We start from the raw sequence: 23,338 nt of genomic DNA, 5'->3' as shown, positions 1-23,338 counted from the left end.
CTTACATTGCCATCCCGCCATCGACCGCGAGAACCTGGCCGGTGATGTAGGATGCTTTATCGCTTGCGAGGAACGCCACACTCTGGGCAACCTCTTCCGTATTCCCAATTCTTGAGAGAGGAATCTGGCTCTTGATCTGGTCCTTCAACTTCTCAGAAAGAACCTCGGTCATGGCAGTCCCAATGAAGCCTGGGGCGACTACATTGACCCGTACATTTCTCCCTGCAAGTTCCTTGGCAAGGCTCTTGGAGAAACCAATGATACCAGCCTTGCTTGCTGCATAGTTGGTCTGGCCACCGTTGCCGACAATACCTACCACACTGGAGATGTTGACAATGGCACCACGGCGCTGGGTTGCCATCAAACGACCAATCCTTCGACAGGTAAGGAACACTGAGGTAAGGTTGACGGCAATGACATCATCCCATGCTTCGTCTTTCATCCGCATGATCAATCCATCGCGAGTGATACCGGCATTGTTGACCAGGACATCGATGTATTTTGCCTCAGAGACCACAGTCTCCAGTGCAGCTTCAACACTTCCTCGGTTTGCCATATCGCAACTGATATGGTTCGCCTCCAGACCTTCTGCCTTGCTCCTGGAGAGATACCAAACTTCGAATCCTTCGGCAAGCAACGTCTCTATGATGGTTCTTCCTATTCCCCGTGACCCTCCGGTCACCAAGGCGTGTTTCTTTTCACTCATGATTCCATTTCCTTTCTGTATGCCCAGATTGCATCCTCGCTGCCGAGATTCCGGCAAGGGATTGCCGCATTACTGTTTTTCCACAGACCACTGAGCACCGTTCCAAACCCGACCTCAGCTACCTGTGCATGCTCTTCCTGTGAGATGGAAGCGAGATGCTTCATTGCCTCTGTCCAACGCACTGGTTTTGCCAGTTGCATTGCTAGATGCTCCTTTGCTTCCTGAGCACTTCTAATGACCGTTCCATCCACGCTTGAGATCACCAAGGAGTGGGGATTCTTAAACTTGAGCGTCTCTAGGAAGGCAGAGAAGGGCTCTGTTGCGCCCTCCATAAAGGGGGTGTGGAACGGACCGGAGACCCTCAGGGGGATTACTCTCCTGGCTCCCTTTGCTTGTAGTACTTCCTTGCCTTTACTGATGCTCTCCTGTAATCCAGCGATGACCACCTGCGTAGCACTGTTGTCATTCGAGGCGTAAACACCAGGTATTTGAGCCTCTCTCAAGGCTTGCTCAACTGTCGCATAATCAAGCCCAATGATAGCTGCCATTCCGAGTTTCCCTTGTGTCTCCTCAATCTTTCTTGCTTCTTCATCCATCAAGGCAGCACGTTTTGCGACCAGGGTGAAGAGCGTTTCATCATCAAGGAGACCTCCTCCTGCATAAGCAGAAAGTTCCCCAAGGCTGAACCCGCTATGGGCAGTAAAGGAGAATCCAAGCTCACGAAGCCTCAGGTATGCACTACGACTGGCAAGGGTTACTGCCAGCTGGGTAGCTTTGGTCTGTTTCAAATCCTCTTCACTGCCATCAGCGAGCAATTGGTACAAATCGAGTCCGCTTACCTCGCTTGCAAGGGTGAATAGATGCCTGACTTGCTTGCTTGCATCATAAAGATCCAAGGCCATCTTTGGTTTTTGGGACCCCTGTCCGGGGTAGAGTGCTATCAGTGAGTCCATGTCAGTAGTGTTCCTCCGTAGGTCAGTCCGGCTCCAAATCCCACCAGCAGGATATTTTGGCCTTTCTTGAGCAAACCTGCTCTGTCCATCTCTCGCAATGCGAGTGGGATGGATGCCGCCGATGTGTTGGCATAGCGATCAATGTTCATATAGAACTTCTCTTCTGGAATCCCGTACCGTTTGGAACAGGCTTGGATAATCCGCCGGTTTGCTTGGTGGGGAACAATCCAGTCAATGGATTCCAGAGACAAATTATTTCGTTCCACCAGTGCCAGGATGGTAGCCCCGATTGTTCTCACTGCAAAGGAGTAGACCGCCCTTCCATCCATTTCAATGGCATGATTCTTAGGATGAATGGTCAGTGCCTTGGTTCCTGCAGCCTCTGCCTTGAGCAGGGTGTCGATAAAACCTGTTCCACCCTCTTCAGAGGGCTCAAGCAGTGCGCATCCAGCTCCGTCGCCGAAAAGCACGCACGTATTGCGGTCCTTCCAGTTCACTACGCTTGAAAGTTTCTCTGCACCTACTACCAGTGCATTCTTCATGGAACCGGTGGCGATCATGGCTCTGGCTACTTCCAGGGCATAGATGAAGCCTGTACAACCGGCACTTACATCCAGTGCTGGTCCGGTAATACCGAAGTGTTCTGCAATCATGCAGGCAACCGAAGGAAATCCTGGATAGTCAGGGGTAGCAGTTGCACACACGATGCCATCAATATGGGATGCTTCCAGGTTGTAGCCTGCAAGCAAATCATCGATAGCTCGGTAGGCGAGATTGCTGGTTAATTCTTCTTCATCAGCAATATGTCGTTCCCTGATTCCTGTGTGACTTTGAATCCACGCATCACTCGTGTCGACCATCTCACTCAGGTCGTTATTGGTTACCACCCTCGTCGGTGCGTAACTGCCAAGGGCGGTGATGTGTATCGATTGTGGAGGCTTCAATGGCTTCCTCCTTGTGTACATACTACCATAGGTATATCATTATTACAATTTGAGAAATAATGTCAACATTGACACTATAAGTCCTTATTGTTATGATTAATTTTAGTCTGGATGTTCTTTTGCAACATCCCATCCCCATCTTGTTATGAGGAACACTATGGATAGTATTGAACACATGGACCTCAGTGAGGTCCTTACCCTATTTGATTCCAGCACCTTAAGCGAGCTTGAGATTTCCTGTTCAAGCTTCTCCCTAAAACTGAAGAGACCTGTTGTAGGTGAGCCTGTAAAAGCGATGAAACAAAGCGTTCAGGAAACTCAAGTGAAACCAACGCCGGCCACTGCCGACAATACAGAGGAATTGGAGATCATCACCAGCCCGATTGTAGGAACCTTTTACTTGACCCCTGCACCCGATGCCCCTCCCTATGTACAGGTAGGCAGTAAGGTAGAACGTGGGCAGGTCCTCTGCACGATAGAAGCAATGAAACTCATGAACCAGCTTGAGTGTGAGTACTCCTGTGAAATTGTGGAAATCCTTGCCAAGCCTGAACAGCTGGTGGAATTTGGCCAACCCCTTTTCAAGGTCAAGAAACTATGATCAAGAAATTGCTTGTAGCAAACCGTGCAGAGATAGCAGTACGCGTTATCAGGGCTTGCCGCGACTTGGGGATTAAAACCGTTGCTGTCTATTCCACTGCCGATGCCCAGGGTATGCCGGTTGCCATGGCAGACGAGGCGGTTTGCATTGGAGAGGCTCCTACTGACAAGAGTTACCTGAATGTACGGAACATTATTACTACGGCTTGTGCGCTTCGTTGTGATGCCATCCACCCTGGTGTAGGGTTTCTCTCAGAGAATGCTGATTTTGCAAAGCAGGTGGAGGACGCCGGTCTCGTTTTCATTGGTCCGAGAAGTGAGACCATTGCACTGCTTGGTAACAAGGTTGCTGCCCGTCAGGCTGCCCTTGCCGCTGGAATTCCCATAACCCCGGGGAGCAGTGAAGCACTGGTTGATCTCGCTGATGCAAAGAAAACTGCTGAACATATCGGTTATCCAATCATCCTCAAAGCCGCCGCAGGGGGTGGCGGACGCGGTATGCGTATCGTCAGGAAAGAGGAACAGCTGGAGCAGTCCTTGCAGATGGCCCGAAAAGAGGCTCTTGCTTTTTTTGGGGATGCCTCGGTGCATATGGAGCGGTTCCTTGAACAGCCTCGTCATGTAGAAATCCAGCTCTTGGCCGATGGGCAGGGCGGGGTGGTACACCTAGGGGAACGTGACTGCTCAGTGCAGAAAAACCATCAGAAGCTACTCGAAGAGAGCCCTTCCCCAAACCTCGATGAAGGTCTAAGAAAAGCGATGTGTCATGATTCTGTGAGACTTTTTAAGGAATTGGGTTATCGCGGAGCAGGAACCGTGGAGTTTCTTGTTGAGCGTGATGCCTACTACTTCATGGAAGTGAATGCACGTTTGCAGGTTGAGCATCCAGTGAGTGAGCTGGTAAGCTCCCTTGATCTGGTACAAGCCCAGATCAAGATAGCACAAGGAAAGAAGCTACCCTTCAAACAGAAAGATATTCGTATCTCTGGATATGCGCTTGAATGCAGGATCAATGCACTCTCTGCTGGGGTAATCACCACTCTTCAACTGCCGTCAGGCCCCTTTGTACGAGTGGACTCCCATCTTGAGGCTGGATCCATTCTAAGTCCCTACTATGACTCGATGGTGGCGAAGATCATCATCTGGGCCCCGGACAGGGACCAGGGTATTGCAGTCATGCTCAGAGCCCTGGAGGAAGTGAACATCCAAGGGATTACTACCAATTTAGATGAGCAAAAACGCCTCATCGCCTCCAAACAGTTCAGGGGTGGTCGCTTCACAACCGACCTCTACCAGAAGGTTTGTGAACAGGAGAAGTAACAGATGTCAAACGAAGTTTTGAAACGATGCCCCCAGTGCCAGAAAGATGTACAGGTAGGGGAGCACAAAATATGCCCATATTGCAATTATCATTTTCCGCTTACCGTTGCAGAACGCCTTGCCCTGTTTGCGGACGAAGGCTCATTCAAGGAAATGAGTAGCGGGATGCGGTCGATGAACCCCATCTCGCTTGCCGGCTATGAAGAGAAGTTGAAAGAGAACCAGAAGAAATCATCGCTGAGCGATGCTGTTACCATCGGCCGATGTACGATTGGGGGGAAACCCGTGGTGGTCGGTATCATGTCCTTTGCCTTCATGGGGGGTAGTATGGGCTCGGTGGTGGGTGAGAAAATCACACAGGCAATGGTCGAGGGAGCCCTCACTGGGGATCCTGTGGTTCTCTTCACTGCAAGTGGAGGGGCACGGATGCAGGAGGGAATCTTCAGCCTGATGCAGATGGCAAAGACTGCCAGTACTGCAGCCCTCTTGGAGGAGACCCGTACCCCGCTCTTTTTGGTCTTGACCAATCCTACCACCGGTGGGGTGACAGCCTCCTTTGCCATGCTGGGAGATGTGATTCTTGCAGAACCCGGGGCGATTATTGGATTTGCAGGGCCTAGAGTAATAGAAGGAACCATCGGGGAGAAACTGCCCGAAGGGTTCCAGCGTTCGGAGTTCCAGCTTGAGAAGGGTTTCATCGATTCCATCGTTGAGAGAAAGAAGTTGAAAGAGACCCTTTCCTTCTTGATCGAAACCCACACAAGGAGGGCATAACCCATGGCAGATGAAAAGAAACAAGTACTGCAGGAAACCGTAGAACATATGGAATCCATGCTTAGCAATAATCAGAAGTTTGAAGCAAAATCGTCCTGGGATTGTGTGCTTCTCTCTCGCCAGAGTGGAAGACCCGGTGCCAAGGCCTTTATTTCCATGATCTGTGATCAGTTCATGGAGTTGCATGGGGACCGCTCCTATGGTGACGATCCTGCCATGATCGGAGGAATCGGAACGGTAGAGGGAAGGGCGATCACCTTTATCGGAAATAGAAAAGGTGCCAATTTTAGGGAGAATGTCTCTTGCAACTATGGCATGAGTAATCCTGAGGGATATCGCAAAGCATTGCGTCTGGCCAAGCAAGCTGAAAAGTTCGGCCGTCCGGTGGTCTGTTTCATAGATACCCCGGGAGCATATCCTGGCTTGGGGAGTGAAGAACGGGGAATTGGGCAAGCCATTGCCCAAAACCTGAAGGTGTTTTCAACGCTCAAGACTCCGGTGCTTTGCTTTATCATCGGAGAAGGTGGTAGCGGAGGGGCTCTGGGAATTGGGATAGGAGACAAGCTCTACATGTTGGAGAATGCAGTCTATTCAGTCATTACCCCTGAGGGCTTTGCCTCCATCCTGCTCCGTGATCCTTCGAAAGCCAAGGAAGCGGCTGAGGCCATGAAGATGACCAGCCATCACCTGAAAGAGTTCGGGGTCATCCATGACATCATTGAGGAAAAGAGCCCTGAGGAAACAGCTCGTTTAATCAAGGAAACCATAATTCGTGACCTTGACAACCTCTGCAGCAAACCACCTGAGCATCTTGTGCGATACCGGCTGAAAAAGATTCGAGGCATCGGGGAAGTAAGTGGAGGAAAAGAGTGGTGGCAACCGCTGCTTGAGGTATTCGCCAAGACCCAGAGCTTCCGCTAGATGATGCGAGCATTCTTCTCAAGGTCCCTGATACCTGGGATGAAGAAGATTGAGGTCAGCAAGAACGAGAGCAAATCGGAAACTGGTGCTGAATAGAGAATTCCCTGCAATCCAAAGAAGTGTGCAAAGAGTAGGATGGAAGGAATGAGGAAGATTCCCTGCCTTGAAAGCGTGAGCAAGAGTGCAATTCTGCTCTTTCCGACAGCCTGGAAAAAGTTTCCTGCAATAATCTGAAACCCCACCAGCGGGGTTAGCAGGAACCACCGTGTCAGGGCAGTTGTACCGAGCTCAAGGAGTGCAGGGTCACGGTTGAACATCGCCACCATGGCTGTTGGAAAGAACCGGGTGGCAAGGTATCCCACCATGATAACAACGGTTGCGCTGATAATGCCAAGCTTGGTTGCTTCTTTTACCCTGTCATATTTCTGTGCCCCAAAATTGAAACTGATCAGAGGCTGTACTCCTTGGTTGATACCAATAACCGGCATGATGAGCAGGGTGTGCAGGCTGTTGACAATTCCCATGGCTGAGATGCCAAGATCCCCTCCATACTGCAATAGGGTTTTATTGAGGATTACGTTCAGGATGCTGTTGGTGATCTGGAGTACGAAGCCTGGCAACCCCAGACTTATGATCAAAGCAGTATTGTGACGCTGGGGACGGATGGCCCTCAGTTTGAGCTTCACTCTGCTGCGCTTCCCCAAGAAGTAAGAGAGTACCCAGGTGAAGGAGACCATCTGGCTGATCACCGTGGCGATGGCAGCCCCTGCCATTCCCCAATCCAAGGCATAGATGAAAATAGGATCAAGGACTATATTGGTGCCTGCACCCAGGAACATTGAAAGCATGGCAATCTTTGGGTTTCCATCAGCACGTATGAAGTTGTTCATCCCCATATTGGTTACATGGAATATGGCTCCAAAGAAAATGATGCGCATGTAATTGGTTGCGTAAGGAAGTACCTGCTCACTGGCACCGAAGAGGGTGAGTATATCAGTGAGAAAGATCTGACCGAGTACAAGGAAGGTAAGCCCACTGGCAACAAGCAGGAAGAAGGCGTTCCCCATCACTTCTTGTGCTTGTCCTTTCTCTTTCTGTCCTAAACGAATGGAAAAGAGCGTTGCTCCACCGATTCCAAACAGTGCCCCCATTGACATCAGAATGATCATGATGGGGAAGGCAATGGTGATACCGGCAATACCGTCAGCTCCGAGGGAAGGGCTGTTTCCGATGTAGATCCGGTCAACAATATTGTAGAGTGCATTGACCATCATTCCCACGATGGCTGGAACACTGAAGCGGACCAGGAGCTTGAAAATTGGTTCGGTGCCGAGAGGATTCTCTTTCTCGAGGGTGGTACTCATTGTATAGGCTCCTTTTTCAGTGCAGTGAAGATGGATGCAAGGTCATTACAGAGCCTGCTGTAGGTCTCTTTCCCGGTAATCTTGCTGATATGATCACTCCAAGCGAGAACCACGGGAACTACCTTGGTTTCCAGTGTTTTTCCTTTCTCCGTGAGAAAGATGCGGTTGCATCGATGGTCACGGTCATCTTGCTTACGTATGATGATTCCCTTCTCTTCAAGGGTGTGCACCGTACGTGTAGTTGCTGCCTTGTCGATGTGTAACCACTTGGAAAGTTCTTCCTGTGTTTTCCCTTCTTCTTTAAAGAGGTTCATGAGGATTCCCACCTCAGCGCTGGTAATGCCATACGCTTTCAGGTGAGTGTTGAGATACATCTGGTTGTTTCGGTGGAGAATGGCGACAAGGTGTCCAAGGCTAGTATTCATATGGAGATATATAAAAGATAGTGGTTGATTTGTCAACCATTAATCGGGAATCAATCCCGCATTCTTATGAAACCCAGTGTGAGGTTCTCGAATTACCTCTCCCTAGTGCATCGCTCGGTTCCTATTTTTCCCTCTATAATCTTCCAGACTTTGTTGCTGTTTTCAAGCAACGCAAGAGGGAGCAAGAATGCTCTGTCTTTTGTTATAGGCTTGAATTGGAAGGGGGTTTGGAAGGTACTGGACGATTGTGTAGGAACCCTTGCGATAGTTCTCATCCTTATCGCTACCTCCTCTGTCTTCGGGTACTGCCTTACTACACTCCATGTTCCCGCTCTTGCAGCTGAGGCAATCACAAACTTCACCAGCAATAGGATTATCATCATCCTGCTGGTTCTTGGCGCCATCATGGACATGGCACCGGTCATTCTTATTGCAACTCCGATTCAGTTCGGAATCATGGTAGTACTCAACTGTGGTATCGGTCTCTTGACCCCACCGGTTGGAGCCGTGCTATTCATCGGTTCAGCCGTTGGAAAGGTGCCAATGGAGAAGGTGGTCAAGGCGACGCTCCCGTTCTATGTCTGTATGATAATTGCACTGCTTTTCGTGTCGTTCATACCTGAGATTAGCCTTATCTTGCCGAAGGTTTTTGGGGGTTATATTCCTACCAATATGTAGCAGGGTACTATGTTTCATTTGTGAGCCAGAGTCTCTTCTCTGGTTCAATATTACCTCAAAGATGAATACTCTGTCACTGAGACTATTGGACATGATTCTTGAATCTTGAGCTTCATGCCTTTTTTGGTCTCAAATGCATCAACTCAATGCTGGAGTGGATTGCGATAAAGACAATAAAGATTTCCAATCTGCCAAGAACCATCGCGAACATCTCAATGAGCAAAGCTGCGTTACCAAGATTAGGATTTGTAATACCGATTGATAAACCGACAGTACCAAACGCCGAAGCAAATTCAAAAAGTGCGTCGATTAGGTTGGTATTTGCCGCTGTCGCAAGAAGGATGGTTCCAACTCCAATTATTGATAGATAACTCAATATATGGGCAGAAGTCTCCAATATTAATTTGTCATCAATCATGTGCTTACCTTGGGCTTTGTAAAAAAATCCCGGATGGATACTTCTGGCAGAATTGATTCGGGTGCGAAAGTTCAGTGCGATGACATTGATACCAATATACACCCGTTCCAGCTTTATCCCCCCCGCAGTTGAACCTATTCCACCTCCGATAAGCATCATCAGGATTATCACCCCAAGTGAAGATGGGGACATTCCTTGAAAATCAATTGTAGAGTAACCAGTGGTCGAAAGCGCGGAAATCACATTGAATACTGCAATCCTGAATGCTTCTATTCCCATATACTGATGATTTTGCAGCAATCCGAGAGCAAAAACAGGTATCCCGAGACAGAGAAGTCCGAGCAGCAACTGTACTTCGCTGACACGACCCACTTGTCTCCATTTCATTTTGAATATGAGTAGAAGAACGGCAAAATTAGTTGTTCCGAACAGCATGAGAAGAATTGTGACTAGCTCGATTCCGATGCTGTTGTATTCCCCAATGCTTCCCAATCGAGTTGAAAAGCCACCGGTAGACAGTGCACACATTGCGTGTAACAATGATTCAAAAATATTCATGCCAACAATGCTATAGAGCAAAGTGCCAGCTGCCAACAATCCTCCATACATTAGAAAGATAAGCTGGGTGGTTTTTCTCAAATTTGGTAAAAGTTTGTCGGAATGCCCTTCAGCATTATAAAGTCTCATTGATTGTTTTTCTTGGATGAACATGTTCATCATCATCACAAACCCTAGACCACCACAAAATTGCATGAAACTCCGATAAAACAGAAAGATCTTAGGTGTATTCGATGTATCCATCACTGACAATCCTGTCGTTGTCCATCCACTTATCGATTCGAACAAGGACTGAATCAAACGCAATTGACCGCTTAAGAAAAACGGGAATGCACCAATCACCATACCCCAGGCCCATGCAAATAGAACAATGATGCTGCTATGCTGCATTGATGATTTCCAGCCGAGATTTTCTACCGCTCCACTCCTTTTTTTTCTATACAGAAATAACAGGAAGCCACAAAGAAGAGAGAATGACGCCGGAATAATAAAGCTCCAGGCAAACTGATTGTCCTGCGCATCAAATGGAACAACTAACAATGGAATAGCAACCAGAATGCCAATCAGCATCATGAATTTGCCCACACTTGAGAGTTTGGAAACTGAATATCCCATGACTTCACCTTCCCGTCAATGCTTTGATCGCCGGTATTTCTTGTTGTTGTCCTGCAATCAGTACCAGGGTATCCCCCATTGAGATTCTGGAATTACCCCGCGGTACCAAAGCTTCATCACCACGTAATATGCAACCGATGATGACTTCCGATGGCAAATCGATTTCCCATAACTGCTTATCCACTGCGGGAGAATACCCATCGATGCGAACCTCCACAATCTGGATATTTCCACCCCGAATGGGAATGATATTGGTGATATCGTTGATGAATGCCTGTTGCTCGATTATGCTCGTGACCGTTGAAATGGTGCATACCGCCCTATCAATTCCCATTGCATAAAAGAAGTCTATTTTCTTCGGATCTGAGACGACAGCGACTGTTTTCTTTACAGAGAAGTGGGCCTTACACAACTGACATATCATGAGATTATCCTCATCATTGGGTGTCAATGCAATCGCTATATCCACATTGTGTATGTTTGCATCATCCAGAACATATGGTTTTGTTCCATCGCCTTGAATGACCGAGATTCCCGGTATCTCATAAAGGGATAAACAGTCTTCATATGACTCGTTTATGACAATGACTTCATACCCTTTTCTCAATATGGATTTGGCTAGAATAATTGCTTTCTTGCGGCCCCCAACTATTACTATCGACTTTTTCATCTATTGTTCCCTCCCTTCTGTATCAACAGTTTGACCATCCACAGGATCATCCGCTGATAAAAGTTGACCAATCCTCTCTTGGGATAAGGAAACAGGACAGAAGGTTTGTATTCCGTTTGCGTTGAAGATGCTTTCCTTATCTCTATCAACGACTCGTGCGATTACACGTTTTATTGAGAACTGGTACACTGCCAACTGGGCTACCATGTTGTTGGTATTATCGTCGTTTGTTACAACGAGTAAGGTCGTAGCCTTTTGGATTTGTATCTCCTTCAGCTTATCAAGATCAAGCGCATCCCCCACTACCGACAAACCTCCGTAGTGAAGTGATAGACGACGGAAAGCATCCTTGTCCTTATCGAGGATAAGAACATCGCCTCCACTATCTGAGATCATATTCGCTATCGACGCACCCAACTTGCCGCATCCGATAATGATTGTGAATAAGGACGATTTTTTCTTTTGTGGCTTTATTTGCATGGGTATTCTGATTCCTCCTCAACACAGTTCTTTTCGCTTGGTTTCAACTCGGAGTATTCCGTTTTGATTTCATGCGATTGACAATCACTCTCATCTATTGCATATGCGCCGTGGGAAAACAGCGTCGCATATGTCTCAAGATTATGGATGGCCGGCGCATAGGAGGGGTCCAACGACAATGCTGCCCTAAAGTGTTTCAGCGCCAAAAGATGTTCTCCCCGTTTCTCCAGGAGAATCCCATAAAGGTTGTGGGGTTCAGGCAGATGGGGAAATCTTTCCATCATTCGCATTATTCGTCTCTCGCATTCATCATAAGCTCGCTGTAATAACAGGTTCCGTATGATGTCACAATACTTTTGAATCTCAATATCAGTTCGGTCTTGCCTATCCATACTTCAGCTCCTCTAAGTAAGGTTATTACCTTCCTTCAAGCATCCATATGATAGCAATTTGTATATGAGGTTCCCGTGAGAACGACAAGAATCTTGTGAGAATGGTGTGAGATTCACTCCCCTTCGACTATTCTGGTCATTTCAAATTTGTGATTGGGGCTTATTCATCGACCAAACGATACCCTACGCCAATTTCAGTCAAAATATAACGGGGGGTCGCAGGATTACGCTCGATTTTTCGTCGTAAACCCGCCATCAAGGCCCGCAGGGCTTGGGTGTCGTCGTTATGTGAAATACCATACAGCTCTTGAAGTAGACTCTTCGTGGTGACCACTCTGCCAATGTTCTTGAACAGGAATGAAAGAAGTGCGTACTCCAGCGGAGTGGTATGTAATTCTTCCCCCTTTAAGTACACCAATCGCTTGCCAAAGTTGATAGTCAACTCCCCTACAGTAGCGCTTGTCTCAGATTTATGCCCGTCTAGTCTGTCCCTATGCCGCAAGGCGACGCGTATTCTTGCTAATAATTCCACCGTGGAGAAGGGTTTAGTCAGGTAATCATCCGCCCCTTGATCCAATGCAGATATCTTATCCTTATCCTGATCACGGGCTGAAATGACGATTATGGGTATTTCAGACCACTCCCTGATTTTCCTAATCACTTCCAATCCATCAAAATCGGGAAGACCTAGGTCAAGTAGGATCAGATCGGTTTGGCCGGTAACCAACTGTGACAAGCCATCTTGAGCCGAACCGGCGGTGGAAACAGTGAATCCTACCTGCTCCAATGCGAATTGCAGAAATTTCCGTATCTGCCCATCATCCTCAACAACAAGGATTTTCTCCTTCTTATTTTGCATAGACATGTCTCCCGTCAATCATTGTTTGTAGTCTCTCCCTCATCCAGGCAATCAATCTGAAGGGGAAGTGTAAAAATAAGTTCCGCTCCGGGACCATCTATCCTATTGCCGGCCTTGATTGTTCCTCCGTGTGCAACGACGATTGATTCGCAGATTGAGAGCCCCAATCCAATTCCCCGGCGTTTTTCCTTCTTGTCACTCTGGCTTGTAAAGAACATCTGGAAAATATATGGCAAATCCGCTGAAGAGATCCCTTTCCCTCTGTCCGCGATATGAAACTCCGCTCTTTTCTCTACTTTATTCTCAACTACCGAGATACAAATCTCTTCGTCGGGTTGTGTGTGTTTGACGGCATTGTCCAGAAGGTTGATAAGAACTTGCTCGATGAGTTTTGCATCCATGGGGACCAACAGGATTTCGTTGGGAATGTTCACCTTGACAGAACGATCAGCCAATCGGTTCGCCATAGCCTTGATTGCCGCTCCTACCACTTCTTCGACAGCTTCCAGCTGTTTCTCCGGAACCAGTTTGCCTTCATGCAAACGGGTAAGTGCCAGGATGTTCTCTACCAAAGAATGCAACCGCTCAGCATCATTATAGATAGTGTTAGCTAGCATGTGCGTGTCTGCCCCGGGGTCTGTCACTCCCATGATCATTTCTGAGGTGCCCATGATACTCGAAAGAGGAGTCCGGAAGTCATGAGATATCGCTCGAAGGAGATTCCCACGGTATCGCTCTTGCGTAGCTTCCTCCTTCAATCTTTGTCGTTCGGAAACACTCTTTACCCTATCCATTGCCAGGGCAGTGCTTTCAATCATTGAATGAAGCAGTCTCATCTGGGAATCATTCATAAAGGACACATCCGAATTGGGAATCCGTAGAACACCAAGGATCGTATCACGGCCATACAAAGGCCAATCATGGAATTCTTCACCTACATTGAATTCGGTTCTCAATCCAGCAATCTGATGTTTTAATGCATGGGGGTCCTGAACCTCACGACGAATCTGTTTGCCTTTCATTTGTTGCTGAATAAAGGTATTCTCAGGTTCTTGCAAGTCTGTATAGACCAGACAAGCTGCTTGGCAATTAAAGAGATTGCTGACCATCTCGACCACCGTGCTGGTGATTTCCGAGATTTCCGTAACATCGGTTAAGCGACTAGTTAATCGGTATAAGGCATTCGCCTCCGCTTCTCTCTCACGTGCAATCTCTGCATTCATTTTGATTTTGGAAGTAAGTGTGCTGGTGATGAAGGCGGTCGCCATCATGATGGCAAAGGTAATGAGGTAGCTCGAATCATAAACAGACAGGGTGTAATAGGGTTCAGTGAAAAAATAGTTGAACGCTCCGGTAGCAAATACGGAACTAGTGATACCATAGGCGTAACCGCCGGTGAATCGTGAAATCAGGAGAACACCCAATAGGTACAACAATACGATGTTGGTTTCAGGAAAGCCGACTGTGCGGAATAATAGACCAACTAGGGTCATTCCGATGAGAATGGTGATGAATAAGAATACATGCCAGAATTTTTTCTTTCTTTCTCTCTTCTGTTTCATTTTGCCTTCAATATGTCGCAGTATTTCCCCCACTAGGAAACAGGTGCTTCCTTCAGAATCAGTTATACCTCAAATCCACACGAGTAGGAAAGGGTATGTTCTTTAATGGTTTGCCGATATAATTGGGAAAACATGAGGTCACCAATTGTAGTGCAACAGTACCTTCTCTACGACATGATCAACTGTTCCCCTCGGTTCGTGATATACTCTATCCATGCAGAAACCAACCATCGCCATCATGTATGATTTTGACAAGACCTTGAGCACCAAAGATATGCAGGAGTATACGTTCATTCCCAAGCTTGGGATGTCTGCCGAAGCATTTTGGCAGAAGTCAAATACGCTCGCCAGAAAGCAAGGCATGGACAGCATTCTGGCATATATGAAGCTGATGCTTGACGAGTCCAGGCGCCATGAGCAGTCGATCAGAAGAAGTGACTTTGTCTCGTTGGGCAAGAGTCTGGAATTCTTCCCAGGCGTACTCTCGTGGTTCGATGAGGTAAACAACCTTGGTGTGAAATTGGGCTTGGACATAGAGCACTTCATCATCTCCTCAGGCTTGAGAGAGATCATCGAAGGATCTGCCATCGGAAAACAGTTCAAACGTATCTATGCTTGTGAGTACTTCTATGATGAAAACGGGGTTGCCACCTGGCCGAAACTATCGGTTAATTACACTGCCAAGACCCAATTTCTGTTCAGAATCAACAAAGGGGTGCTTGATGTGTATGATGACCAAGCTCTGAATGCCTATAAAGCGGAGAGTGAACGTAGTGTCCCCTTCAGGAATATGGTGTATATCGGTGATGGTTTGACCGATGTTCCCTGCATGAAGCTGGTAAAACAGAACGGGGGAAAGAGCATTGCTGTCTATGCGAAGGGCAGAGAGGCGATCAGCTATCGGCTGATGAAGGAGGATCGCATCAACTTCTTCACTGAGGCAGATTACACCAGCGGGGGTGAACTCTTCTCCTTGGTGAAGACCATATTGATCCAGATGCAGGCAGAAAATACCCTTGCAGAACGTCAGCGAGCGATGAAACGCCTTGCTGGAATCTAAAGCCCCAGTCCTTTTTGCATCAGGGTAGCCAGTACTTCCATGCTGGGGTGTAATCCGTCAGCGAGAAGCCCATCACCGGCCTTGATCGGGTAGCTCGCAAGGTCAATGAGGTTGACTCCTTCATGCCTAGAAACAATCTCGTGAATACTCCCAGCAAGGTCTTTCTGGTTCCAGTGGTGGATGTTCTCTTCCCTAAGGCCCCTGTCTGTCCGTTGCAGCGGGGTACAGAAGTACAATGTGCTCGATTTGTGTCTTGCAGGCATATCACTCACCAGTGTTTCATATGCTTCTTGAAATACCTCAATGGTGGTAGGTTCTTCAGCCTGTCCCCAGTCGTTGGTTCCTCCGAATACAATGATGATGTTCCCTGTCAACCGCTGTTGCCTTTTCTCGTCCAAGAAGGAAGAGGAGGGAGGTCGGACTCCTGTTCTGCTTATCCTGCTTCCAGAATAAGACTCATTCCCCAACGGAGCGAGAGGAAAGGAATCAGCAGGAAGGTTCCTCTCCCGAGAGAGTGCCGGGAAAGCAAGGTGAGATAACCCGTCCCTTGGGGCGGAAAAGGAGGCAACGCCTCCTGAGTCCAGGGCTTGCCCTGGGGTATTGATACCTTTCATTCATCAGGAGTTTTAGTCCTGTACGTTCTTGGAGGAGATACCACCAGGTGTGTTCCACTTGAGTTACATCCACTCCCTCACGGGGGTAGAAGATTTCGTTCTCATCAGGGACAAAACCTGCAAAGGTGGAGATGGAATCGCCGAGGATGGAAAAGGTCTGTGTCTTCATGCGGGTAGTGTATCCTACAGCTTTTCCCGCTACAAGAGTCTGTGGTATGCTGGGCGAGGAGGATTGCATGGATACGAAAATTTCAGTAGTTGAGGAAGGGGCTCTTGAACGGGTGGGATCAGTCTTTGTTGAGGCATTTGGGCATACCCCGGCGTTGTTGGTAGCAGATGGCATAACACTGAAAGTCGGTGGGTTCCCTGTTTCCAGATCGCTTGAGAAGGCTGATATCCAGGTCAGACAGTTCATTTTCCCTTCTGAGCCGCAGCCTTATGCTGATGAGCATGCAATTGCACAAGTTAGGCTGAGCCTGGAGAGGGACAACAGTATTGCAGTGGTCCTTGGCTCTGGAACACTCAACGATATTACCAAGCGTGCAAGTGCTGAATTGGACCGTCCTTATATGGTTGTCGCCACAGCTCCTTCTGTTGATGGATATACCTCCTATGGCGCAGCAGTCTCGGTAGGTGGTTTCAAGCAGACGCTTCCCTGTGCTGCCCCTATGGTGGTGCTTGCTGATACCAAAGTACTCCGTGAAGCTCCCATGGACATGATCGCAAGTGGTTTTGGTGATTGCATGGCAAAGTACACTGCCGGTATGGATTGGATTCTTGCAGATCTGGTTGGGGTTCACCCAATCCGCAGAGATGTATGGGACATGGTCCAGATTCCGCTGAGAAAAGTCTATGCCCATCATGCAGGGATAGCACAAAGAAGGGGGCGTTCCATCGGGCTGCTTTTCGATGCGCTTTCAGCAAGTGGGTTTGCGATGCAAGTGATGCATGACTCACGCCCTGCCAGTGGTGCTGAGCACTTGATCAGCCATATCTGGGAGATGGAACACTTGAGTAAGGATGGGCTTCCGGTAAGCCATGGCTTTAAGGTCTCCATCGGTACCCTGACCATTACCTACCTCTATGAACAGCTCAAGCAGTTGGATCTTGCTGGTATCCCGCTCACCGGTGCAGAGAGTTGGGAGGAACGCGAGCAATCGATTGCAGCATTCTTCCCCGATGAAAGCGTAAGGAAACAGACCTTGGCCATCGCAAAAGAGAAATTCCTTGATGGGGACGCCTTGCTTACCCGAAGAGAGAAGCTTGTCTCCTTGCTCCCTGCCCTAATTGAGAGAATGGATGAGCAACTACCCCCGTACCAGGAACTGAAAGAAGCAATGAAGGAGGTTGGCTGTCCGGTTTCTCCTGCTGATATTGCAAGTAATCTGGAAGGGCTCCGCCATGCAGTTACTGGTGCTCAGATGATCCGAAACCGCTATACCGTGCTAGATCTCTACTACGAATTGGGACTGTTTGACCTAGCCTTGGATATGCTCTCAGGAATGTAGTGATTCTCCAGCTGAAAATCATCGTACGGCAAAGTACTTCTGATATTTGCTGGTAGGCTTGTCTGGTATGGTCATCTGGAGTTTTCCAGATGCGAGTAATGGCGTGAGGAACGTTTTTCTAAAATGTTCCCTATGTTCTATGCCAATATATTCTTGTATTTCTTCCCTTGTTCTTGGAACAGAGCAAAAATCCAACACCAGGTGTAATCGGGTATCTTGCGCGGTGTCTTGCGCGGTGTCTTGCGCGGTAACTTGCGCGGTAACTTGCGCGGTAACTCTGCTGAATGAATAATTTATGTTTCTTAACACTACGCGAAAGTCCGATGGAGTGGAGAAGAACTGGTGGTCATGAATCTGCCTCTACTTTAATAATGGAAGGAGAAGCATATTAAAAATTGACCGCGGTCAAAAAAATGTTGACTTAGCAAAGAACCCCCTTTAGGATAGAGAAAATGAGGGGAATTTTCATGCATAGTATAGTTCTTATCAAGCAGGTTCCACAGACCAGTGATGTACAGATGGATAAGGAGACCGGCACCATGATCCGTAGCGGTTCCACCTCCATTCTGAATCCCTTGGATGTGTATGCCTTGGAAACGGCGTTGCAGATTAAAGACCGCAACGGTGGACGAGTGACGGTCATCACCATGGGACCAGCGAGTGCTGTCAAAGTACTCAAGGAGGCAATCGCCATGGGGTGTGATGATGTCTATCATCTCAATGACCGGGCCTTCGCAGGCTCCGATACTTGGGCAACCTCCTATGTGCTGGCAAAAGCCATAGAGAAGATTGGTATTCCCGATTTGGTCATTACCGGGGAGCGGGCAACCGACGGTGATACCGCCCAGGTTGGACCGGCCGTGGCATCATGGCTCGACCTCCCGGTTCTCACCTATGTTGCATCAATTGAAAATCTTACCAGTGACTCCTTGATAGTCGAACGCTTGATCGAGGAGGGGTACCAGCGAGTCCAGTCTCCACTCCCAGCCCTTCTTACCGTGGTCAAGGAGATTGCAGAGCCTCGTCTTCCCACGCTCAGGGGGAAGAAACGTGCAATGGCCACAAATATTGTCACTTGGAGTGCCTCCGACCTGGATGCAGATCAAGCTTTCATGGGGCTGAGGGGTTCTCCAACCCGAGTGGTGAAAATTGCGACCCCCAAAGTCAGTAGGCAATGCAGAATGGTGAAAGTGGAGGATGATGACTCACTCATCGAAGCTGTAGACCAACTCTTTACCTTTCTTGAGGAACGCGATCTGCTAGGAGGACTCAATGCATGAGGTTTGGACAATCAGTGAATGTCATCAAGGTAGGGTAAAGGATGTCTCTTACGAGCTATTAGCACGAGGGCGGTCGCTTGCTGACACCCTCAAGGTGAGACTGGGGACCGTAGTTATCGGCAGCAATATCAATACAGACGATGTAAAGCAGCTTGCCTATCAGGGGGCGGATATACTCTACCTTGCCGATGATCCCTCGCTCTCCTCGTTTGTTTGTGGACGATATGCAGCGTTGCTCCTCAAACTTATTTCTGAGAAGAAGCCTCAGATCATCATTGCAGCAGCCACCACCTCTGGAAGAACCTTGATGCCCTATGTGGCGGTCAAGGCCCATGCTGGGCTGACTGCGGACTGTACCGAACTGGCTATTGAAGAAGGGACGGAGAACCTCCTGCAGACCCGCCCTGCAATCGGTGGAAACATCATGGCAACCATCAAGACTCCAGGGCATCGGCCGCAGATGGCGACAGTCAGGCCACGATCGACCAAGCCGCTTGCAGCCCAACACGACCGTCCTTTCGTGGTAGAGGAGGTCCCGGTTGCTCCAAGGAGTGAAAAATCCTCTGTTGAGGTATTGGGACTGCGGGGGTTGGAAGGCCAGAGTGGGTCTATCGAAGAAGCAGATATTGTCATTGCCGGAGGAAAGGGTTTGAAGAAACGAGATAACTTTGTCCTGATTGAGCGTCTGGCCAAAGCGTTTGGTGCAGAGGTAGGTGCGAGCCGGGATGCAGTGGACCGGGGTTGGGTTTCCTACCCCCATCAGGTTGGTCTTTCAGGAAAAACCATCTCTCCCCGTCTCTATCTTGCTGCCGGTATCTCTGGGGCCATCCAGCATCTGGCAGGCATCAAGACAGCCAAGTGTATTGTAGCGATTAATAATGATGAGCAAGCCAATATCCTTGGGCTTGCCGATTTCGCCATCATAGGGGATCTATTTCAGGTACTTCCGGAGATAGAGAAACGCCTTGAGCAGAGGAGGAAGGCATGAATACCAGCTATACAGCAATTACCCCATCCATTCTTGAAGAGCTGAAGGCGATCGTAGGGGAGCACAACCTGTTTACCGACACGGAACGAATAGAAAACTATAGCCATGACGAAACCAGCAAGGAACAATTCAGCCATATGCCGGAGGTAGTGCTTACCCCTATCTCCACAGAACAGATCAGCGAGGTCATGAAGGTGGCTGACCGGTACACCATTCCGGTAACCCCACGGGGTGCAGGCTCTGGCCTTTCCGGGGGTGCAATTCCTATCCATGGGGGAATTGTGCTTTCGGTTGAGAAGATGAACAAGGTGCTGGAGATTGATGAAGCAAATCTTACCGTGACCGCTGAAGCAGGCATTGTAACCAATGAGCTGAATGAACAGCTCAAGAGGACAGGGCTCTTCTTTGCTGGTTATCCGATGAGTCTGGAGACATGCTTTCTTGGGGGAAATATTGCTGAGAACGCAGGTGGTGGAAAGGCAGTGAAATATGGGGTGACTGGACGCTATGTCCTCGGTATGGAGGTCGTCACTCCCCAGGGAGAGGTAGTCCAACTAGGGGGGAAGGTGACCAAGGATGTCAGCGGGTATGACCTCAAGCAGCTGTACATCGGTTCGGAGGGAACCCTTGGCATCATCACAAAGGCGACCATTAGGCTCCTTGGTGTCCCAAAGTATGCCTCGAATCTGTTGGTTCCTTTTAGGACTGCCCAGGATGCCATCTCTGTCGTTCCCCTGATCATGAAGCAAGGGATCATACCCACCAGTATCGAGTTCATGGACAAAAGTTCCCTAGAGATGTCCTGTTCGTATCTGAATGAAAGTTTGCCACTGGAGGGAGTAGGGGCTATGCTGCTTATTGAGATTGATGGCACTGATGAGCAGCAGGTGGAGCATGATCTGATCCAGGTTGGGGATCTCTGCTCTGGGCATAAAGCGATGGAGGTCTACATTGCTGAGGATGCCACGACCAGGGAGAGGATCTGGTCGATCAGGCGGAATATTGCCGAGGCAATCAAGGTCTACAGCCCCATCCAGAGTCTGGAAGATGTGGTTGTCCCCATTGGTTCCATTCCTTTGGTCCTTCCCTGTCTTGAACAGCTCTCCGGGAAGTACAACATGAGAATTCCTTGTTATGGACACGCTGGTGATGGTAATCTCCATGCGACGCTGGTGAAGAATCCCGAAAGTTCCATGGAGGAGTGGTTGGAGATGGAACCACGGTTGCTTTCCGAGTTCTATGCATTTATCGTAGGGGAGCTTGGGGGGAAGATCAGCGGGGAGCATGGTATTGGGCTGAAACGAAGGTCGTTTTTCAAGGATGTAACTCCTAGACCTGAGTATCAACTACTGTGTGCAGTCAAGCAGGCGCTTGACCCCAAGAACATCATGAATCCAGGAAAGATTCTCTTATAAGGAAGTTCAATGGCCAAGAAATCGAAGGGAACAAGCAAAGCTGAGGCGACCAAGCGTCTGATCTTTGAAAGTGCGCTGACGCTTTTCAGACAAAAGGGGTTCAACCAAGTTTCCATCCAGCAGATAACTGACTATGCAGGGACTGCAAAGGGGAGTTTTTATACCTACTTCTCCACGAAGAGCGACATCATAGTGGATGCGTTCTGGGCCATTGATGCCTACTACCGAAGCATAGAGGATGAGGTGTCCAGAGAGGAGGATGCCGCTCACAAGCTTCTCAAGTTTACTGAGTTGCAACTTACCTATGTACGGGATGTCATTGGTGTTGAGATGCTGAAAGTGCTCTATGCCAACCAGGTGAGCAACGAGGGTTCCACCAAGGTCATTACCGACCAGTCCCGGTTCTGGCATACGTTCATCAAGACAATCATTGAGAAAGGACAGCAAACAGGTGAAATCAGAAAGGACATGGAGAGCTCCTATCTGGCGGTGCTTTTCAATAGAGCCATCAGGGGGCTTTTCCTGGATTGGAATATCAGCTCTGCAGGATTCGACTTGGTCGAAGAGGGTTTGGCTTATTGCAGGAACTTGTTGATTCCAGCCCTTTCAGTCAGGAGATGAGAAGATTTCCCAGCAGTAAGAGTAGCCCAGAAAAGGTCTTATTTGCAACTTGATGGTTTCTTCGAACCATCATGTATTATGCCGGTGGTGTAAGCATGTATCCTAAAGAAAGAAAAGGGAGAAGCTATGAAAAAACTTGGCGTTGCAATTATTGGTTCTGGGTATATTGCATGAGCTCACGTGAAAGGGTATCTTGCCTCAGGGGACCTCTGCAAGGTAAGGGCTCTTTGTGATTTCTATCCGTCGAAGGCTGAAAGGCTTGCACAGCGAAGCAATCTCAGTGGAGCAGAGGATGCTACATTGGTTTCCAGTAGGGTAGGGAATCTCTACCACCGGGAGTATCTAGGTCTGGAAGACTTTGGGGATGCTTGTTTTACAGCAAGCAATGGAGTCCCCTGCTACTTCTCTCTCGATTGGTATACCCCTGATGGACTTGGTACCTGGGGAGATGGACGTATGTTCATCGTGGGCACCGAAGGATACTTAGAACTACGGAAGTATATTTATGTCGCAACCTCCAAAGAGGGAGACCATGTGATTTTGGTTGATGGAGAGGGAGAGAAGCATTTTCGTGTAAGGGGAAAAGTGGGATTTTCTGATTTTGGTCGCTTGATCAGGGATTGCCTCGACCGCAGTGAAACGGCAATGAAACAGGAACATACCTTTAGGGCGATTGAATTGGCAATTGAGGCGGAAGAAAAAGCAGTGAGGATTCGCTAGGGTATATAATAATCATTGATTGGGTGTAGGTGCTCCCGATCATCTTTCATCTACGCTTGCTTGTTAGATGGAGGTGTTTGCGCTGTGTGATATAGATGCAGAAGCGATTGATACCCTTTTAAACAGTTTTGAGTAATATTCCGACTATCGTAAGAACTTTTCCTCTTTGTGTATGTTCTCAGTTATTTTCAGGTATTCGGAGAATTGCAAGCAATCAATAGAATTACATCAGATGCCCTATGTTCCAGCTCAAGCGGGAAGAGATGCACTTGAATTGGTACTTGCCATCTATAAGAGCCATCTGGACAAAGCTCCTGTTTCTCTTCCACTCTATGATTTTGGTACCAAGGATATGCAGCTTTAGCCTTGTTCTTCGGGCGTTTGCAGAATTCTTGGTAGTGTTGCTTTGGTGTTGTGTTCAGGATCTGAACGTCTTAACAAGAGCTGGGATTGATGATCAGTATCCTTTCTGAAAGCAGAGGGACTCATCGCACAGTATTGCTGGAAAACACGATTAAACTGGCTGAAGGAGGGGAAGCCACTTTCTTCACAGATTTGTTGAATGGGTTTCTTGCTGTAAAGCAGTTCATTCTGGGCGTGCCTGATCCGAATCATCTGTAAATACGTAACATATCCTGTTCCGGTGACCAGCTTGAACTGCCTCGAGAGATAGTAAGGGCTTATGGCAAATTTCTCAGCAACCTCAGAGAGTGGGAGCTTATCATCAAAATGGGTATGCATATAGCTGGTGATTGTATAGATTTTTTGTAACTGCTCAGGTATAGGTTTTTCTTCTTGAGCAATCTTTGTTTTCCACCCATGTTTTTGCTATCGATTTTAAGCACCCAATCACCCTTCCAACAGGTCAGAAAAGTCCTCCAAATCTTGATGTA

28 protein-coding genes are annotated in these 23,338 nt (G+C 48.2%); 13 read left to right on the top strand and 15 right to left on the bottom strand.

The features are described from left to right. Position 1: 1 nt before the first annotated feature. The 3 genes from fabG to DYP60_RS11445 are packed head-to-tail and all read right to left on the bottom strand — an operon-like array spanning position 2 to position 2,603. A complete protein-coding gene (gene fabG / locus DYP60_RS11455; protein WP_160527910.1) occupies positions 2–706 on the bottom strand; it encodes a 3-oxoacyl-[acyl-carrier-protein] reductase in 705 nt (234 codons plus the stop codon). Further along, positions 703–1,659, bottom strand: coding sequence for an ACP S-malonyltransferase (locus DYP60_RS11450; RefSeq protein WP_117331150.1), 957 nt, complete (start codon positions 1,657–1,659; stop codon positions 703–705). Before DYP60_RS11450 ends, fabG begins: the two co-directional genes overlap by 4 nt. Beyond that, positions 1,647–2,603, bottom strand: a complete 957-nt coding sequence (locus DYP60_RS11445; protein ID WP_237446381.1) for a beta-ketoacyl-ACP synthase III — start codon at positions 2,601–2,603, stop codon at positions 1,647–1,649. The genes DYP60_RS11450 and DYP60_RS11445 overlap by 13 nt, the downstream gene beginning before the upstream one ends. 157 nt (positions 2,604–2,760) lie before the next feature. Between DYP60_RS11445 and accB the strand changes: the two genes are divergently transcribed. Genes accB through accA form a run of 4 tightly spaced genes read left to right on the top strand, consistent with a single transcriptional unit; the run spans position 2,761 to position 6,218 of the window. After that, positions 2,761–3,204: an acetyl-CoA carboxylase biotin carboxyl carrier protein gene (gene accB, locus DYP60_RS11440; RefSeq protein ID WP_117331148.1), complete on the top strand. Its 444-nt coding sequence runs from the start codon at positions 2,761–2,763 to the stop codon at positions 3,202–3,204. Next, positions 3,201–4,523 carry an acetyl-CoA carboxylase biotin carboxylase subunit gene (locus tag DYP60_RS11435; protein WP_117331147.1) on the top strand — a complete coding sequence of 441 codons (1,323 nt, stop codon included), beginning with the start codon at positions 3,201–3,203 and terminating at the stop codon, positions 4,521–4,523. The genes accB and DYP60_RS11435 overlap by 4 nt, the downstream gene beginning before the upstream one ends. Before the next feature lie 3 nt (positions 4,524–4,526). Beyond that, a complete protein-coding gene (gene accD, locus DYP60_RS11430; protein WP_117331146.1) occupies positions 4,527–5,297 on the top strand; it encodes an acetyl-CoA carboxylase, carboxyltransferase subunit beta in 771 nt (256 codons plus the stop codon). Positions 5,298–5,300: 3 nt separating this feature from the next. Continuing rightward, positions 5,301–6,218, top strand: a complete 918-nt coding sequence (accA, locus tag DYP60_RS11425; protein ID WP_117331145.1) for an acetyl-CoA carboxylase carboxyl transferase subunit alpha — start codon at positions 5,301–5,303, stop codon at positions 6,216–6,218. Here the strand turns inward: accA and DYP60_RS11420 are convergent. Further along, positions 6,215–7,582, bottom strand: coding sequence for an MATE family efflux transporter (locus DYP60_RS11420; RefSeq protein WP_117331144.1), 1,368 nt, complete (start codon positions 7,580–7,582; stop codon positions 6,215–6,217). The genes accA and DYP60_RS11420 overlap by 4 nt on opposite strands. Next, the gene (locus DYP60_RS11415) at positions 7,579–8,007 is read right to left on the bottom strand and encodes a MarR family winged helix-turn-helix transcriptional regulator (protein WP_117331143.1); all 429 of its coding nucleotides are present in this window, start codon (positions 8,005–8,007) and stop codon (positions 7,579–7,581) included. The genes DYP60_RS11420 and DYP60_RS11415 overlap by 4 nt, the downstream gene beginning before the upstream one ends. 78 nt (positions 8,008–8,085) lie before the next feature. On the opposite strand from DYP60_RS11415, the gene DYP60_RS11405 reads away from it, so the two are divergent. Beyond that, entirely contained in the window at positions 8,086–8,685 is a 600-nt protein-coding gene (locus DYP60_RS11405; protein ID WP_240622875.1) for a TRAP transporter large permease subunit, read from the top strand. A 112-nt stretch (positions 8,686–8,797) separates the two neighbouring features. On the opposite strand, the gene DYP60_RS11400 is transcribed toward DYP60_RS11405, so the two are convergent. The 6 genes from DYP60_RS11400 to DYP60_RS11375 form a co-directional block, all read right to left on the bottom strand. Further along, a complete protein-coding gene (locus DYP60_RS11400; protein WP_117331142.1) occupies positions 8,798–10,276 on the bottom strand; it encodes a TrkH family potassium uptake protein in 1,479 nt (492 codons plus the stop codon). A gap of 4 nt (positions 10,277–10,280) precedes the next feature. Continuing rightward, positions 10,281–10,946 (bottom strand): potassium channel family protein, encoded by a 666-nt coding sequence (locus tag DYP60_RS11395; RefSeq protein ID WP_117331141.1) that lies wholly within the window; start codon positions 10,944–10,946, stop codon positions 10,281–10,283. Beyond that, positions 10,947–11,426: a potassium channel family protein gene (locus tag DYP60_RS11390; protein WP_117331140.1), complete on the bottom strand. Its 480-nt coding sequence runs from the start codon at positions 11,424–11,426 to the stop codon at positions 10,947–10,949. It lies immediately after the preceding gene. Continuing rightward, the gene (locus DYP60_RS11385; protein WP_206363136.1) at positions 11,417–11,818 is read right to left on the bottom strand and encodes a hypothetical protein; all 402 of its coding nucleotides are present in this window, start codon (positions 11,816–11,818) and stop codon (positions 11,417–11,419) included. Before DYP60_RS11385 ends, DYP60_RS11390 begins: the two co-directional genes overlap by 10 nt. A 160-nt stretch (positions 11,819–11,978) precedes the next feature. Further along, positions 11,979–12,677 carry a response regulator gene (locus DYP60_RS11380; RefSeq protein ID WP_117331139.1) on the bottom strand — a complete coding sequence of 233 codons (699 nt, stop codon included), beginning with the start codon at positions 12,675–12,677 and terminating at the stop codon, positions 11,979–11,981. A 14-nt stretch (positions 12,678–12,691) separates the two neighbouring features. Continuing rightward, entirely contained in the window at positions 12,692–14,239 is a 1,548-nt protein-coding gene (locus DYP60_RS11375) for a sensor histidine kinase (protein ID WP_133299339.1), read from the bottom strand. Between the two features lie 214 nt (positions 14,240–14,453). Here DYP60_RS11375 and DYP60_RS11370 point away from each other — a divergent pair, with 214 nt between their 5' ends. Beyond that, positions 14,454–15,299, top strand: a complete 846-nt coding sequence (locus DYP60_RS11370) for an HAD family hydrolase (protein WP_117331137.1) — start codon at positions 14,454–14,456, stop codon at positions 15,297–15,299. On the opposite strand, the gene DYP60_RS11365 is transcribed toward DYP60_RS11370, so the two are convergent. Both DYP60_RS11365 and DYP60_RS14795 read right to left on the bottom strand, forming a co-directional pair. Beyond that, a complete protein-coding gene (locus tag DYP60_RS11365) occupies positions 15,296–15,904 on the bottom strand; it encodes an SGNH/GDSL hydrolase family protein (protein ID WP_476712871.1) in 609 nt (202 codons plus the stop codon). The two genes, DYP60_RS11370 and DYP60_RS11365, sit on opposite strands and share 4 nt — an antisense overlap. Beyond that, positions 15,786–16,082 (bottom strand): SGNH/GDSL hydrolase family protein, encoded by a 297-nt coding sequence (locus tag DYP60_RS14795; RefSeq protein ID WP_117331135.1) that lies wholly within the window; start codon positions 16,080–16,082, stop codon positions 15,786–15,788. Before DYP60_RS14795 ends, DYP60_RS11365 begins: the two co-directional genes overlap by 119 nt. A 67-nt stretch (positions 16,083–16,149) precedes the next feature. On the opposite strand from DYP60_RS14795, the gene DYP60_RS11355 reads away from it, so the two are divergent. Next, a complete protein-coding gene (locus DYP60_RS11355) occupies positions 16,150–17,421 on the top strand; it encodes a sn-glycerol-1-phosphate dehydrogenase (protein ID WP_117331211.1) in 1,272 nt (423 codons plus the stop codon). Positions 17,422–17,439: 18 nt separating this feature from the next. Here DYP60_RS11355 and DYP60_RS14690 read toward each other — a convergent pair whose 3' ends face one another. Further along, positions 17,440–17,619, bottom strand: a complete 180-nt coding sequence (locus tag DYP60_RS14690; RefSeq protein WP_338067795.1) for a Fic family protein — start codon at positions 17,617–17,619, stop codon at positions 17,440–17,442. A gap of 269 nt (positions 17,620–17,888) precedes the next feature. Between DYP60_RS14690 and DYP60_RS11345 the strand changes: the two genes are divergently transcribed. The 6 genes from DYP60_RS11345 to DYP60_RS14635 all read left to right on the top strand — a co-directional run bounded on the left by DYP60_RS11345 (position 17,889) and on the right by DYP60_RS14635 (position 22,809). Beyond that, entirely contained in the window at positions 17,889–18,701 is an 813-nt protein-coding gene (locus DYP60_RS11345; protein ID WP_117331210.1) for an electron transfer flavoprotein subunit beta/FixA family protein, read from the top strand. After that, a complete protein-coding gene (locus DYP60_RS11340) occupies positions 18,694–19,689 on the top strand; it encodes an electron transfer flavoprotein subunit alpha/FixB family protein (RefSeq protein WP_117331134.1) in 996 nt (331 codons plus the stop codon). The genes DYP60_RS11345 and DYP60_RS11340 overlap by 8 nt, the downstream gene beginning before the upstream one ends. Then, positions 19,686–21,104, top strand: a complete 1,419-nt coding sequence (locus tag DYP60_RS11335) for an FAD-binding oxidoreductase (protein ID WP_117331133.1) — start codon at positions 19,686–19,688, stop codon at positions 21,102–21,104. The genes DYP60_RS11340 and DYP60_RS11335 overlap by 4 nt, the downstream gene beginning before the upstream one ends. A 9-nt stretch (positions 21,105–21,113) precedes the next feature. Continuing rightward, positions 21,114–21,725 (top strand): TetR/AcrR family transcriptional regulator, encoded by a 612-nt coding sequence (locus tag DYP60_RS11330; RefSeq protein WP_117331132.1) that lies wholly within the window; start codon positions 21,114–21,116, stop codon positions 21,723–21,725. Between the two features lie 180 nt (positions 21,726–21,905). After that, positions 21,906–22,445, top strand: coding sequence for a Gfo/Idh/MocA family oxidoreductase (locus tag DYP60_RS11325; RefSeq protein WP_117331131.1), 540 nt, complete (start codon positions 21,906–21,908; stop codon positions 22,443–22,445). Positions 22,446–22,677: 232 nt separating this feature from the next. Next, positions 22,678–22,809, top strand: a complete 132-nt coding sequence (locus DYP60_RS14635; RefSeq protein ID WP_276308965.1) for a hypothetical protein — start codon at positions 22,678–22,680, stop codon at positions 22,807–22,809. Here DYP60_RS14635 and DYP60_RS11315 read toward each other — a convergent pair. Next, entirely contained in the window at positions 22,806–23,186 is a 381-nt protein-coding gene (locus DYP60_RS11315) for a helix-turn-helix transcriptional regulator (RefSeq protein WP_165849562.1), read from the bottom strand. The genes DYP60_RS14635 and DYP60_RS11315 overlap by 4 nt on opposite strands. Positions 23,187–23,338 lie beyond the last annotated feature (152 nt).

It is taken from the genome of Sphaerochaeta halotolerans (assembly GCF_003429665.1).
Classification (GTDB): Bacteria; Spirochaetota; Spirochaetia; order Sphaerochaetales; family Sphaerochaetaceae; genus Sphaerochaeta; species Sphaerochaeta halotolerans.
Note: the sequence above shows the minus strand (reverse complement) of the source record. Positions and strands in the feature narration are given on the sequence as shown.